Annotated in this window: 11 protein-coding genes and 1 tRNA gene; 6 read left to right on the top strand and 6 right to left on the bottom strand. The window is 63.3% G+C overall.

What is annotated here, in order from left to right; genetic code table 11:
* Nucleotides 1-150: 150 nt before the first annotated feature.
* Nucleotides 151-573, bottom strand: a complete 423-nt coding sequence (locus NKH41_RS30670; RefSeq protein ID WP_023680515.1) for a metallopeptidase family protein — start codon at nt 571-573, stop codon at nt 151-153.
* A 524-nt stretch (nt 574-1,097) separates the two neighbouring features.
* On the opposite strand from NKH41_RS30670, the gene NKH41_RS30665 reads away from it, so the two are divergent.
* Genes NKH41_RS30665 through NKH41_RS30655 form a run of 3 tightly spaced genes read left to right on the top strand, consistent with a single transcriptional unit; the run spans nt 1,098 to nt 6,884 of the window.
* A complete protein-coding gene (locus tag NKH41_RS30665; protein ID WP_352772872.1) occupies nt 1,098-2,180 on the top strand; it encodes an ImuA family protein in 1,083 nt (360 codons plus the stop codon).
* Nucleotides 2,113-3,591: a DUF6504 family protein gene (locus tag NKH41_RS30660; RefSeq protein WP_352772875.1), complete on the top strand. Its 1,479-nt coding sequence runs from the start codon at nt 2,113-2,115 to the stop codon at nt 3,589-3,591. The genes NKH41_RS30665 and NKH41_RS30660 overlap by 68 nt, the downstream gene beginning before the upstream one ends.
* On the top strand, nt 3,588-6,884 hold the full coding sequence (locus NKH41_RS30655) for an error-prone DNA polymerase (protein ID WP_352779470.1): 3,297 nt from the start codon (nt 3,588-3,590) through the stop codon (nt 6,882-6,884). Before NKH41_RS30660 ends, NKH41_RS30655 begins: the two co-directional genes overlap by 4 nt.
* Before the next feature lie 42 nt (nt 6,885-6,926).
* On the opposite strand, the gene NKH41_RS30650 is transcribed toward NKH41_RS30655, so the two are convergent.
* From NKH41_RS30650 to NKH41_RS30635, 4 genes are all read right to left on the bottom strand, one after another.
* Nucleotides 6,927-7,166: a Trm112 family protein gene (locus tag NKH41_RS30650; protein ID WP_023675986.1), complete on the bottom strand. Its 240-nt coding sequence runs from the start codon at nt 7,164-7,166 to the stop codon at nt 6,927-6,929.
* A 206-nt stretch (nt 7,167-7,372) separates the two neighbouring features.
* On the bottom strand, nt 7,373-8,044 hold the full coding sequence (locus NKH41_RS30645; protein WP_352470870.1) for an LON peptidase substrate-binding domain-containing protein: 672 nt from the start codon (nt 8,042-8,044) through the stop codon (nt 7,373-7,375).
* A 163-nt stretch (nt 8,045-8,207) separates the two neighbouring features.
* The gene (gene trxA, locus NKH41_RS30640) at nt 8,208-9,200 is read right to left on the bottom strand and encodes a thioredoxin (RefSeq protein WP_352458335.1); all 993 of its coding nucleotides are present in this window, start codon (nt 9,198-9,200) and stop codon (nt 8,208-8,210) included.
* A gap of 85 nt (nt 9,201-9,285) precedes the next feature.
* Nucleotides 9,286-9,783: a prolyl-tRNA synthetase associated domain-containing protein gene (locus NKH41_RS30635; RefSeq protein WP_352772880.1), complete on the bottom strand. Its 498-nt coding sequence runs from the start codon at nt 9,781-9,783 to the stop codon at nt 9,286-9,288.
* Nucleotides 9,784-10,013: 230 nt separating this feature from the next.
* On the opposite strand from NKH41_RS30635, the gene NKH41_RS30630 reads away from it, so the two are divergent.
* The 3 genes from NKH41_RS30630 to NKH41_RS30620 all read left to right on the top strand — a co-directional run bounded on the left by NKH41_RS30630 (nt 10,014) and on the right by NKH41_RS30620 (nt 11,102).
* A tRNA-Gly gene (locus NKH41_RS30630) sits at nt 10,014-10,088 on the top strand.
* Nucleotides 10,089-10,374: 286 nt separating this feature from the next.
* Nucleotides 10,375-10,674 (top strand): hypothetical protein, encoded by a 300-nt coding sequence (locus NKH41_RS30625; RefSeq protein ID WP_352772883.1) that lies wholly within the window; start codon nt 10,375-10,377, stop codon nt 10,672-10,674.
* On the top strand, nt 10,674-11,102 hold the full coding sequence (locus NKH41_RS30620; protein WP_352772886.1) for a type II toxin-antitoxin system VapC family toxin: 429 nt from the start codon (nt 10,674-10,676) through the stop codon (nt 11,100-11,102). The genes NKH41_RS30625 and NKH41_RS30620 overlap by 1 nt, the downstream gene beginning before the upstream one ends.
* A 267-nt stretch (nt 11,103-11,369) precedes the next feature.
* On the opposite strand, the gene drmB is transcribed toward NKH41_RS30620, so the two are convergent.
* Nucleotides 11,370-13,274: a DrmB family protein gene (gene drmB, locus NKH41_RS30615; RefSeq protein WP_352772889.1), complete on the bottom strand. Its 1,905-nt coding sequence runs from the start codon at nt 13,272-13,274 to the stop codon at nt 11,370-11,372.
* Nucleotide 13,275 lies beyond the last annotated feature (1 nt).

Below are 13,275 nucleotides of genomic sequence, written 5' to 3'. Positions count from 1 at the left end.
GCGGCAGGCGCTGGTGGTGGGCGCGACGGCCCACATCCAGCAGGTGCGTCGCGGCCGCGCCAAGGCCTCGCCGTGGCTGGCGGCGCCTGGGGTCTGCGCCGCGTCGCTTCGCTCCTTGCTCCGCCCCAGGATGACGAGGAGCGGGGTCGCTCACTCTGCTGCCTCTTCAATCTTCTCCATATCGTCGTCCGACAGGCCGAAATGGTGGCCGATCTCGTGGATCAGCACATGGGTGACGATGTCGCCCAGCGTTTCCTCGTTCTCGGCCCAGTAGTCGAGGATGGCGCGACGATAGAGGGTGATGCGGTTCGGCCCCTCGCCGGTCTGCGGATTCCAGCGCTCGGCGATGCCGCGCCCCTCGAACAGGCCGAGCAGGTCGAAGGGCGTTTCCAGCGAAAGGTCGTCCATGATCTCGTCGGTCGGGAATTCGGCGATCTGAATGACGATCTCGCCGGTCAACTTGCGAAAGTCCTCCGGCAGATGGGCATAGGCCTCCAGCGCCAGGAGCTCGATTTCCTCCATCGTTGGCGAAAGCTGGTCGTGCCAGATGCGTGTTTGGTAGATGCGAGCCATGCTTTGTCCTTTGATCCCGGCATATAGGCTTTCAGGCCGGACTCGGCAAATGACGCGGCAGATTCAAGGGCGCAATCTGTCATCCGCTCTGGTCTAGGGATGGCCTTTGCGAGATGATGGACGCCGCCATACCCGAAGCCGAACCTCCATCGTTCTGTCAGAGTCGAGTGTTCAAATGCCATTCAGCAACCAATTCGTCAGAAGCGCTGCAATTTGTGGAGTGTTTGGCGCACTGCTTCTTTTGGTGCTGGTGGTCTTGACCAGTTATCTCGGCAGGAATTCCGAGTTGGTCAGCCTGCTTCGGATGCTTGTCGGCGCCATCATAGGCGTCATGATCGTCTGGCTGGTTTTAGGGATGGCCCGGAAGCGGCCGGGTCGATAACTCACGGGCAGTTCCTGTTTCGTGAACGGCCCGCTAAAATCGGGCAGGAATAAATTCCCCATGACTCCGCTTGACTCTTCATCCTCCCTCTGGAATCTATATGGAACATAACAGGAACAATTGTGAGTGGAAGCTGACCGTCATGGCGACAAGCGCCGTGGCGCGGGAGACTGTTTTTGCCCTGCGCCGCCAGATCGCGAAGATCGAAGGGACCTTGCCCGAGCGCCTGGAGGCGCCGGCCAGTTCGTCGTTTGACGCGGATGTCCCTCGTCAGAGTCTGACACCCTCTCGGCATCCGACACCCGCTCGGAATCTGACCATTGTCCGGCGCGGCCTCGCCGTGGCGCCGCCCGATGCGTTTTTGCGCACCGGCGCCGAGCGCCTCGATGCTGCGCTGAGCGGCGGCCTGCCGAAGGCGGCGGTGAGCGAGTTTCATGGCGCCGCGACCCGCGATGCCGGGGCCGTTGCCGGTTTTGCCTTGTCGCTCGTCAGCCTGATCCTCAGCCAGGGGCCGCGATTGCCGGTGCTGTGGATCGGCACATCCGAGGTTTTCCGCGAGGCCGGCTTTCCCTATGCCAGGGGGCTTCACGCCTTCTTCGGCATCGAGCCGGAGCAATTGCTGTTTTCCGAGGCGCCAAGGCTGCTCGATGCGCTGTGGATCGCCGAGGAGGCTGCCCGGATGACGGCGCTGGCCGCCGTCATCCTCGAAATCCGCGGCAGCCCGCAGCGGCTTGACCTCACCGCGACGCGGCGGCTGCACGCCCGCGCGCAGAGTGCGGGCCGGCCGCTGTTCCTGCTGCGCCAGGCCGGCGAGCCCGAACCGACGGCAGCGCCCGTCCGCCTCATCCTGTCGGCGGCACCGGCGGCAACGCGTAAGACGCTTGCCGGGCCGCTCGCCGGCTCGATCGGCCGGCCCGCCTTCACCGTCGCCATCGGCAAGAGCTGCACGGCCTTGTCCGGAAAATTCACACTGGAGTGGAACCCCGATGAACGCATATTCGAAGAAAGACGGGGCGAGCAAGGAAGGTCTCAGGAATGGGCCCCAGAACGGCCAAAGAATCCTATCCCTGTGGTTTCCGCATCTCGCCGCCGAGAGGATCCTGCGGCAGCGTCTGGGGCGGTCCTGGCGTTCCCGGCCGTCGGATCACCTGCCGCTGGTGATCAGTCACCGCGACCGGAACGCCCAGCGCATCGCCGCCCTCGACGAGCGGGCCGAGGCGCTTAATCTGAAGCGCGGCATGGGCATAGCCGACGCACGCGCCATGCATCCCTCGATCGACATCGTGGAGGCCGATCCGGAGGCCGACCGGCGCCTGCTCGAAGGCCTCGCCGACTGGTGCGACCGCTATACCCCGCTGGTGGCGCTTGACGGGACCGACGGCCTCTATCTCGACGTCACCGGCTGCACCCATCTTTTCGGCGGCGAACGCTCGATGCTGGACGATATCCTGTCGCGTTTTTTCCATCAGGGCTTCGATGTCCGCGCCGGGCTTGCCGCCACGCCTGGTGCTGCCTGGGCGGCGGCGCGGTTTGCTGGCGACCGCATCGTGCCCGATGGTGAGGAGGAAGCGCTTCTCGCGCCCTTGCCGCTGGCGGCGCTGCGCATCGACCCGGAGGTACGCGCCAGCCTCGAAAGCGTCGGCCTGCGCACGGCGGGCGCCGTCATGGCGGCACCGCGCGCGCCGCTGGCCCGCCGCTTCGGCGCATCGCTGCTCTTGCGCCTCGACCAGGCGCTTGGCCGCCTCGAGGAGGCCGTGTCGCCGCGCCTGCCGGTGGCACCGCTTTCGGTCGAGCGTCACCTTGCCGAGCCGATCATGCTGACCGAGGACATCGAGCGGCTGACCGGCATGCTGGCGACCACCTTGAAGAGCGACCTCGAGCGTCGCGGCGAGGGCGCAAGGCGGCTGGCGCTGCTGCTTTTCCGCGTCGATGGCGGCGTCAGCCGCATCGCCGTCGGCACCTCGCGGCCTCTGCGCGAGCCGCGGCTGATCCAGAAATTGTTCCACGAAAGGCTTGCCGCGCTCGAACAGGATATCGACGCCGGCTATGGCTTCGATCTCGTGCGCCTTTCGGTGCTGACCGCCGCCGCCTTCGACATGCAGCAGGCCGACCTTGCCGGCAAGACGAGCGACGACGGTGCCGATATCGCGCTTTTTGCCGACCGCATTCGCGCTCGGCTCGGCGAAGGCGCGGTCTTGAAGTCGGTCGCCGTCGAGAGCCATTTGCCGGAGCGCGCCGTCGCCACCCTTCCCTTCACGGAGGCGCCGCAGAGAAGCTCGCCGCCGAAGCAGCCAGACAAGGCGAAGGACGCTCCCACGACCGTCTTCCAGCCGGAACGGCCGATCCGGCTTTTCCGTTCGCCCGAGCCGATCGAGGTGCCGGCCACCGAAATGCCGGAAGGCCCGCCTTTGAACTTCCGCTGGCGGCGCGCGCTCTATCGGGTCGCGCGCGCCGAAGGGCCGGAGCGCATCGCGCCGGAATGGTGGCGAGGGGCGGCGGGACGAGAAGATGCCCCGACCCGGGATTATTTCCGCATCGAGGATGCCGATGGCCGCCGTTACTGGCTCTATCGCCAGGGCCTTTACGGCGCCTCTCAAGTCCCGCCGCGCTGGTTCATGCATGGGATCTTCGCATGAATGCGCTGACGGCCAACCCCTATGCCGAATTCGGCATCCAGTCGAACTTCTCGTTTCTGCGCGGTGCCTCGAAACCGGAGGAGCTGGTGGTCGCGGCAAAATTCCTGGGGTTTTCGGCGATCGGTCTCGCCGACCGCAACACGGTGGCGGGCGTGGTGCGCGCCTGGCAGCAGGCCAAGGTGGAGGGTGTTTCCTATCATCCCGGCTGCCGCCTGGTTTTTTGCGACCGCACGCCGGACATCCTCGCCTACCCGCAGGATCGCAAGGGCTGGGGTCATCTCTGCCGCATGCTGACGCAGGCCAATCTGCGTGACGAGAACGAAAAAGGGGCGACGCTCCTCAAACAGAGCGATCTTCTCGAATGGGGCGATCTCCTGTCGCTCGCCATACTGCCGGATGTGTCGGCGGACGCGGAAACCAGCCTCGCACTCCTTAGCCGGCTCAAGGATCGTTTCGGTGAAAACCTGTGGCTTGCGGTTTCGCCGGATTACCGCGGCAACGACCGCTTCCGTATCGAGCAGGCGGCGGCGATGGCGGAGCTGGCCGGCATCCCGTTGATGGCGACCAACGATGTTCTCTACCATACGTCGGAACGGCGCCCGCTGCAGGACGTGCTGACGGCGATCCGCCTCAATGTGCCCGTCGCCGAGGTGGGGCTGGAGCTGGCGGCCAATGCCGAGCGTCACTTAAAGCCGCCGCTGGAGATGGCACGGCTTTTTCGCAGGCATCCGCAAGCGCTGGCGGAAACGCTGCGTTTTGCCGGCGAGCTGACCTTCTCGCTCAGTGACCTGCAATACAACTATCCCGACGAGCCGACGGAATCGGGTCTTGGGCCGCAGGCCGAACTGGAAAGGCTGGCCAAGGAGGGAGCCGCCATCCGCTACCCCTCGGGCGTGCCCGCTTTTGTGACGCAGCGCATCGAGGAGGAGCTCGCTCTGATCGAGCGTCTGAACTACGCGCGCTATTTCCTGACTGTCCACGACATCGTCAAATTCGCCCGCAGCCAGAACATTCTCTGCCAGGGGCGCGGCTCTGCCGCCAACTCGATCATCTGCTTCTGCATTGGCATCACCGAAGTCGGCCCGGACAAGATCGAAACGCTTTTCGAACGCTTCATTTCCGAGGAAAGAAACGAGCCGCCCGACATCGACGTCGATTTCGAGCATGAAAAGCGCGAGGAGGTCATCCAGTACATCTATTCCAAATACAGCACCAAGCGCACCGCGCTGGCCGCCGCCGTCGTCAGCTACCGGGGCCGCTCGGCGATGCGCGAAGTGGCCAAGGCGATGGGCCTGTCGGACGACGTCCGGGGCGCGCTGTCCAGTTCGATCTGGGGCTGGTCGACCTCGGAGCTCGGCGAAAAGGAGACAAAGGCCGGCGGCCTCGATCAGACCGATCCATCGACAAGGCATGTGATCGAATGCGCCAACGAGATCATGGGCTTTCCCCGTCATTTGTCGCAGCATGTCGGCGGTTTTGTCATCACCCGGGACCGGCTCGACGAGATCGTGCCCATCGTCAAGACGGCGATGGACGAGCGCAAGATGGTCGAGTGGGACAAGGACGATCTCGACGCGGTGAAAATCCTTAAAGTGGACGTGCTGGCGCTCGGCATGCTGACCTGCCTGCAGCGCGCCTTCACCCTGCTCCAGGATCATTATCCGCAGGCGCGGGACGAGTACGGCCTGCCCTATGTGCTGGCCACTCTGCCTGCCGAGGACAAGCATGTCTACGACATGATCTGCCGTGCCGACACGATCGGCGTCTTCCAGATCGAATCGCGCGCGCAGATGTCGATGCTGCCGCGGCTGCGGCCGAAAAGCTTTTACGACCTCGTCATCGAGGTGGCGATCGTGCGGCCCGGCCCGATCCAGGGCGACATGGTCCACCCTTACCTGCGCCGCCGGCAAGGCAAGGAGAAACCCGAATATCCCAAGCCGGAACTGGAAAAAATACTCGGCAGGACGCTGGGCGTGCCGCTGTTCCAGGAGCAGGCGATGAAGATCGCCATCGTTGCTGGCGGCTTTAGGCCGGGCGAAGCCGATGAACTGCGCCGCGCCATGGCGACATTCAAGCGCACCGGCACGATCGGCAATTACCGCAAGAGAATGGTCGACGGCATGGTCGCCAAGGGCTACGAAAAAGACTTCGCCGAGCGCTGCTTCAAGCAGATCGAGGGTTTTGGCGAATACGGCTTTCCCGAGAGCCACGCCGCCTCCTTCGCCCTGCTGGTCTATGCCTCCTGCTGGTTCAAGACCTTCTATCCCGACGTGTTCTGCGCCGCGATCCTGAATTCCCAGCCGATGGGGTTTTACCAGCCGGCCCAGCTTGTCCGCGACGCGCATGACCACGGCGTCGAGATCCGCGAGGTCGACGTCAATTTTTCCGGCTGGGATTGCGCCTTGGAGAAATCGCCTTTCGATCCGGATCGTATCCTTGACCGCCATGCCCAGATGCGCGGCGTCATCCGGACCAGCCATGCCGTCCGGCTCGGCTTTCGGCAGGTCAAGGGCCTGTCGAAGGAGCGCATGGAAGCGTTTGTGTCGAGGCGCGGCGCCGGCTATGCATCCGTACCCGACGTCTGGCTGCGCTCGGGCCTCAACGTCGACGAGATCGAAAAACTGGCGCAGGCCGACGCTTTCCGGTCGCTTGGATTGAACCGTCGCGACGCTCTATGGGCGGTCCGCGCGCTCGACGGCAAGAGTGCCGCCGAAAAGCTGCCGCTGTTCGACCAGCCGGCGATCCGCTTGCGCGATCTGGAGCCTGCAACAAGGCTCCCGACAATGCCGCTCGGCGAGCACGTCGTCCACGACTACCGCTCGCTTGGCCTGTCGCTGAAGGCGCACCCGGTCGCCTTCCTGCGTCAAAGGCTGGATCGTTCCGGCGTCACGCCCAATGTGCGGCTCGGCCAGGTGCGGGACGGCCGGCGCGTTTCGGTCGCCGGCCTCGTGCTGGTGCGGCAGCGGCCGGGCAATGGCAAGGCGATTTTCCTGACGCTGGAAGACGAGAATGCGGTCGCCAACATCATTTTCTGGGAAAGGACTTTTGACCGCTTCCGCCCCATCGTCATGGGCGCGCGTCTCATCCGCGTCACCGGCAAGCTGCAATCGGAATCGGACGTCATCCATATCGTCGCCGAGAAGGTCGAGGATCTGACGCCGTGGCTGTCGGTGCTGCTTGAGCAGGCAAGGCCTGCGGACAGTGCAGACGAGGCTCAGCCTGGCAGCATCGCGCAAACGGAACTATTGGGAAAGGCAGAGAAGGTCATGCCCAAAGGGCGCAATTTTCAATAGAGGCGCGAAAGATCGCGACGGAGCGGCTCTGAACCGCAGCACTCAGGGTGTTCCACCCAGGCGCGGCGGCGGTGGCATGGCATCATCTATGGTGATGACACGCGCTTCCGATGGCAGCATGATCGGAATGCCGTCCCGCACCGGATAGGCAAGCTTTGCCACCCGCGAGATAAGCTCGCCGCGTTCCGGATCCCAGGCAAGCGGCCCCTTGGTCAGCGGGCAGGCCAAGAGTTCCAGCAGCTTGGGGTCGACAGTCCTGTTCCCGTCACGTCCATCCGCCATTCGATCCATCCTTTCCACAAGGCAATCGGTTAAGGGTTCGAGCGCGAACTTCCCCTTGTCCCCTTGTTGGAGAAGGTGGCCGAGCGAAGCTCGGTCGGATCAGGGGTGTTCCAGCTTGGCACCGACGGCGATCCTTCCAACACCCCTCAACCGTCTCGGCGCTGCGTGCCGACACACCTTCTCCCACAAGGGGAGAAGGCAAGAGCCTACTGCAAACTCGAACCGAAATCCTCATTGTCGCGCGCCAGCGCCATTTCGGTGATGGCGATCAGGGTCTCGGCGCGTGTCTTCAGATCGGCCGCTTCGAGCAGCGCCTGTTTCTCGGCCGGCCCGTAGGGCGCCATCATCGACAGTGCGTTGACCAGCATGGCGTTTTCGGCGCGGCTGACGCTTTCCCAGTCGGCCTCCAGATCGTTCGCCTGCAGATAGGCGCGAAACGCTTTGAGCAGCGCCGGCCGGTCGATCTCGGCGTCTGCCTGCTCCTCGTCGAGATCGGCGAGAAAGGGTGCCAACCGGCACTGCCGGAACGGTGTTTTGACCGTGAGCTCCTGGACAATACGGAACCGGCACACGCCCTGCAGCGAAATCAGGTAACGGCCGTCGCCGCTCTCGGACAGCGCAATGATGCGCCCGGCGCAGCCGACATTGCAGAGCTCCGGCTCGCCGTCGGGACGCAGCGCACCGTTAAGGCTGGGCTGGATCATGCCGATCAGCCGCGGCCCGGCGATCGCCTCGTCGACCATCTGCAGATAGCGCGGCTCGAAGATGTTGAGCGGCATGCGGCCTCCCGGCAGCAGCAATGCGCCCTCAAGCGGAAAGATCGGCATGGTCGACGGTAAGTCCGCAGCGAGCCGGTAATGCGCGTTTCCCGCCTGCACCTCAATCCTCCGATCGCTTTGTCAGGAAGCGCACCAAATCCGTCTCCTCCCGGCCGGCACAAGGCGCAACACCGGAAACCTGAAATCGAACGCCGTCCGAAAACCTAATCTGGCGCAGCCGCGGCCCACCGCAAGCCCGCGCGACAAAACAGTCTGCGCCGGCTCAGGAAAACAGCAGCGACGACAGTTTGCGCCGTGCCGACAGCGTTGCTTCGTCGGTCATGCCCCATGCCTCGAAGAGCTGCAGCAACTGGGTTCTGGCGCCGTCGTCGTTCCACGAGCGATCGGCCTTGATGATCGCCAGCAGATTGTCGGCCGCCGCCATGCGATCACCCTTGGCGTTCTGGATCATGGCAAGCTCGAACCGTGCCTGGTGATCCCCGGGATTTTCGGCCAGCCGCCGTTCCAGTTCCGCCGGATTGCCGAGTACTGCTGCTTGCGCGGCGAGCGCCATCTTGGCCCGCAGCGCGGCGAGCTGGGGCGCATCCTTCTTTGCTTCCGGCGCCCGCGCCAGCACCGCCTCGGCACCTTCGGCATCGCCGGCCTCGAACAGCAGATCGCCCAAGCCAGCGATCGCCTCGATTGTCTCCGGCGCCTGTTCCAGGATGGCATCGTAAATGTCGGCCGCCGTCTGCACGTCCCCGGCGTCGCGCGCTTCGGCGGCCGCGGCCAGCGCCTCGGCAACTTGCGGCGCACCGCCGTTCTTGCCGCCGACCTTTTGGATGAATTGCGTGATCTGACTCTCGGGAATGGCGCCCATGAAGCCGTCGACCGGCTGGCCGTCCTTGAAGGCAATGACCGCCGGTATCGACTGGATGCCAAGCTGGCCGGCGATCGATGGATGGTCGTCGATATTCATCTTGACCAGCTTGACCTTGCCACCGGCGGCTTTCACCGCCTTCTCCAGCAGCGGCGTCAATTGCTTGCAAGGGCCGCACCACGGCGCCCAGAAATCGACCAGCACCGGCTGGTGACGCGATTCCTGGATCACGTCGGCGGCAAATCCAGCGGTCGTTGTGTCCTTGATGACGTCGGCCGGCGCCTCCGCAAGCGCGACCTTCTCACGCGCGGCATCGGTGCCGCCATATTGCACGGTGGTGGCATACCGGCCGCCATTGCTGCCAAATGGGCCGCCAAAGGGGTTGCTATCACTCATCTCGTCGCCTTTCGGTCGCGCCGCCGGCCAAGGGACGGGCGCAACATCCTTCTTTAGAACCCGGTTTCAGTCACCCATGTGGCGATCATGCCGAGACTTTCAAGATAACAGCATCATGTCCGGTTGCCTCGACGAATTTGACCAGGTCCGCGGCAGCGATGGAAGTCGTCGCTTCGTTGGTCAGCGGGTGGGCATTGACCACCGCATGGCTCATCAGCTCCTCGTCCAACACGACCTTGATCCTTCGCTCGGTGTCGTTGATCAGCCCGAACACCGTGACCGCGCCCGGGACGACGCCGAGAAGCTGCATCAGCATCTCCGGCCGGCCGAAGGACAAGCGCCCGGCAGCGCCGATCAGATGGTGGATATGCTTGAGGTCGACCACCGCCTCCTCGCCGACGCTGACCAGGAAGAAATTGTCCTTCTTGTCCTTGAGGAACAGGTTCTTGGTATGGCCGCCGGCAATCTCGCCGCGCAGCGCCTGCGAATCGGCGACCGTGAACAGCGGCGGATGCCGCCGCGTCGATACCTCGATCCCGAGTCCCGCGAGAAAGGCGAAAAGTTCGGCTTCGGTCTTCGGCATCGGTCTTTCTTCTGATGGCCCGCTTTCAACTGCTTGTTCGGCTAACGCCGTTTACGGCCAATGATGCTGCCAAGACAAGCCCGTCGCGCAACGCGGGGGCGATTGCCTTGCGACGTCTCGCAGGAGGCTTGTCCGCATTGCCGACGAAGCAAAAAGCCTGCGAATTCCCTGTTGCAATCGCCGCGCTCTTCAGCCATATAGGCGCGGCTTGCGGCCCAAAAGCCGCGCGAGCGGGTGTAGCTCAGGGGTAGAGCACAACCTTGCCAAGGTTGGGGTCGAGCGTTCGAATCGCTTCACCCGCTCCAGTTTTCTCTAAGAAAATCAAGCGACTAAGAGGCCTCCTTCGGGAGGCCTTTTGCTTCCCCGGTGTTTGAAGGAAAAGCGGGGAAGCAGGGGGGAAGCACGGGGAGGCAAATTCCTGCCCATCGCAACGCGAAATCGGCGGCCATCCGCCAACGCGTCTTTCAGTCCCAGCCTCCGTTCTCTCCAACGATTACACTCCTTGCGACCGGCCGCTTCTACGCCATAACGCGATCTTGCGCGTTTCACCGTCGCTGGTTATATTACTGGAAACAATTCCGGAGATCAACTTTGGGAAGCTCGCAGCGTCGCGCAATTCAGAATTATCGCTCGCGTCTCAGCGAGAAGGGTTTGGCTCGCTTCGAGGTGCTCGGGCGCGACTCCGATCGTAACCTAATCCGCTCCCTTGCAAGACGTCTTGCGGAAGACACAGAGGAGGCGTCCCGCCTGCGCTTGGCTGTCAGCAAGTCCATGTCCGGCGAAGGATTAGACAAGGGCCGCATTCTGGCTGCCCTTCGTCGCTCTCCGCTGGCGGGCGCCGACATCGATCTCACGCGCTCGCACGAAGAGGGCCGCGAGATCGACATTTGATGCGATACCTGCTCGACACCAACATCATCAGCAACATCGTCAAACTCTCGCCGTCCCCGTCTCTTCTGGCCTGGATGGCCAACCAGAGGGACGATGATCTTTTCATTGCCTCCCTGACGGTAGCCGAGATTCGTCGTGGCATTCTCGAAACACCGGCCAGTAGACGGCGCAACGAGCTTGAAGACTGGTTCCTCGGCCCAGAGGGACCGCAGGCGCTTTTCGCGGGGCGGATCCTCCTTTTCGATGAAGCCGCCGCCCTGATCTGGGCACGCCATATGGCCAATGGAAAGTCCCGCGGCAAACCCAGAAGCGCACTCGACACAATAATCGCCGCTGTGGCCGAGGCCAACGGCTGCACGGTGATAACGGACAATGCAAAGGACTTCGCAGGCTTTCAGATCGTTAAACCTTCGCGCGAGGGCCGGTGATGACGAGCATTAGACTGTCGATCGGCGGGCAATGCTGGTGCGAGTCGAAATCTCGCGCGAGGCCCTTCTCGTGAATGGCGTCGCTGGGGAGACGCTGCTAAGGCGAGGATGCACATGCTGATTCCGCCAACAGTGAGTTACCGCCAGTCCGGCTTATTGGGCAAAGCCTTGTGCACGACATGATAAGGACGCGAGTTAGAGGGGAAAATAGTGGACCACCCGCCTGATGCGCTGCGCGAAAGACATTCGGACAATGGCAATCGCTGTTCAAACTCGCGCCAAAAAGCCGGACATGAAACCCAAGTCGGGATCGTCTGGTGTTCCGACGACGAGCGCTCGATCGAGGAGTAGATTGCTTTCCTCGCAACTCGTCTCCGGAAGCAAAGTGCATGCATGACAGGCTGAAAGATTCAGACTGAATAGCCCTTGGCCGCCGCTTTCAATGCACAAAGGATCGGAGGAACAGATCACCGCGTTCCGGACGGCCGATCGCACGGTCCCCTCCAATCGTTCTGGTTCGCCTTGCCGAACCAGCCCGCCTAGAGTTCCCTCAGAGTCCCCGCTCGCTGTGTACAGCAACAATCCGGCCATCGGTGTTTCGGGTTCATCGCAAACGTAGAGCCGCTCGCGAAGACTGGACGTGTCGTAGCCGCATTCGAACGCAAGCTGCCGGATGAGAAGGTGTGAGAAGGTGTGGATCAGCAGGCTGGTGGCCGAAACCGATTTCTGCGGCAGCCCACGCTCATGCTGCACCTGTCGCGATCGCTCCGCGATCGTCCGACAACGGCCACTAACGGCTCCGGTTCGGGCCCAATCCTCCACGGCGCTGCGCCTGAACTGAAGGAAGATTCCTTCGCCGCGTACAGAGAAGCCAGGCAACCACGATTTTGGCTTCCGCGAAAGCTGTGCGGGCTGACCAGTCAGCGCGTCGGGCGGAATCAGCCGAGAAAACCCAGTCAGGACTCGCGTTTCGCGGAGCTTCGAGACCAGTACGATGCGCTCGAATAAGCGCCCGAAGACGCCTCCGTAGTCCCCGCTGTCGCGGGTGTCGGTATCGAAGTCGTGCCGCTCGTCGCGCGGTGGCCGGGGGCCGAGATAGGCCTTGTATTCGTCGTAGCGATACCGGATTTCACCGCTCGCCTCCAAAGTTGCCTCCGGGCTCTGAGCGCCGAGCCTCTCATTGACCGCGCGGACGAAAATGTCGCCGTCGACGCCAAAGGTCTTTGCCTTTCGCCGTAGGAAAGCATCAGGAATGACGCCATCGACGGTTGTCGAGATTATCTCCTCCCATGTATCGGGCCGGTCGAGCAGCTGCCGTATCTTGGCGGAATAGGGCGGAATCAGAATAGAGCTGACCACCTTGGCGAAATAGGCGTTGGACGCGCCTCGCTGGATCGTTTGCGGAACGTTGGCGCAGATTTCGTGCGCATCGGCGCCAAGCCAGGGTCGATGTCCCGGACACCCGGCTCCGTATATCTCGGTCAGGACGTTTTCCCGGAAGGCGCCCGCCATGGAGTTGCTGACGTTGCAGGCGGTGCACATCACCCTGACGCCAGCGAGACCCGCCGCCGGCGTCGAGTACAAATACAGCTGGCCGTCCTCGGCACTGCAGGACCGCTTCGCGTCCTTGTGCGCCCAAGCGCTCCACGGGAAATCCATTATGTGTCCGTTGGCGCACGCCGCTACGAATCTGACCGGAGCTAGGGCAGGTCGACGTTTCGCGTACAGCTTGCCGCAGGGTTCACCCTTGCCGTCCACACGCCGGCCGAGGTTATCGCATTTTAACACATCGGCGTTGGACTGAGCATTCCAAGGCACGTTCTTCAGAATGCGGCAGCGAGGACAGAAGTACCAGTTCGGAAAGCGCACGAACGGCATGGGCGCCCGGTCGATGCGCGGGGCGGCGCCCACCGACGCCCGCTCCTGCGCTTCCGCCGGCGATAGGAAGTAGCGGATCGGTCTTCCCAGTTCGATCGTCAGCCGATCGGCGAGGCGACCGTCGAGAACTTGGCAGGCTGCGAGCAGGGCCGCGCGCATCTCACCCGACGTCTGTTCCGTCGGCCAGACGTCGAGACCGGCCGACATCAGGGACTCTTCCTTGAAGTCGATGACCGCGCCAACTCCGAATGGCACGACGCCTTGAGACCTTCGCAGTTCGCTACGTGCAGCCACC

The organism is Mesorhizobium sp. M1169, from assembly GCF_040318345.1.
In the GTDB taxonomy this organism is placed as follows: domain Bacteria; phylum Pseudomonadota; class Alphaproteobacteria; order Rhizobiales; family Rhizobiaceae; genus Mesorhizobium.
This window is presented reverse-complemented; position numbering and strand designations above follow the sequence as displayed.

What these genes read in the sequence shown, in the direction of transcription:
- trxA (WP_352458335.1), bottom strand. Translation starts at nt 9,200, where the DNA reads ATGAGTGATAGCAACCCCTTTGGCGGCCCATTTGGCAGCAATGGCGGC.
- NKH41_RS30650 (WP_023675986.1), bottom strand. Translation starts at nt 7,166, where the DNA reads ATGGCGGATGGACGTGACGGGAACAGGACTGTCGACCCCAAGCTGCTG.
- NKH41_RS30670 (WP_023680515.1), bottom strand. Translation starts at nt 573, where the DNA reads ATGGCTCGCATCTACCAAACACGCATCTGGCACGACCAGCTTTCGCCA.
- NKH41_RS30655 (WP_352779470.1), top strand. Translation starts at nt 3,588, where the DNA reads ATGAATGCGCTGACGGCCAACCCCTATGCCGAATTCGGCATCCAGTCG.
- NKH41_RS30665 (WP_352772872.1), top strand. Translation starts at nt 1,098, where the DNA reads ATGGCGACAAGCGCCGTGGCGCGGGAGACTGTTTTTGCCCTGCGCCGC.
- NKH41_RS30620 (WP_352772886.1), top strand. Translation starts at nt 10,674, where the DNA reads ATGCGATACCTGCTCGACACCAACATCATCAGCAACATCGTCAAACTC.
- NKH41_RS30635 (WP_352772880.1), bottom strand. Translation starts at nt 9,783, where the DNA reads ATGCCGAAGACCGAAGCCGAACTTTTCGCCTTTCTCGCGGGACTCGGG.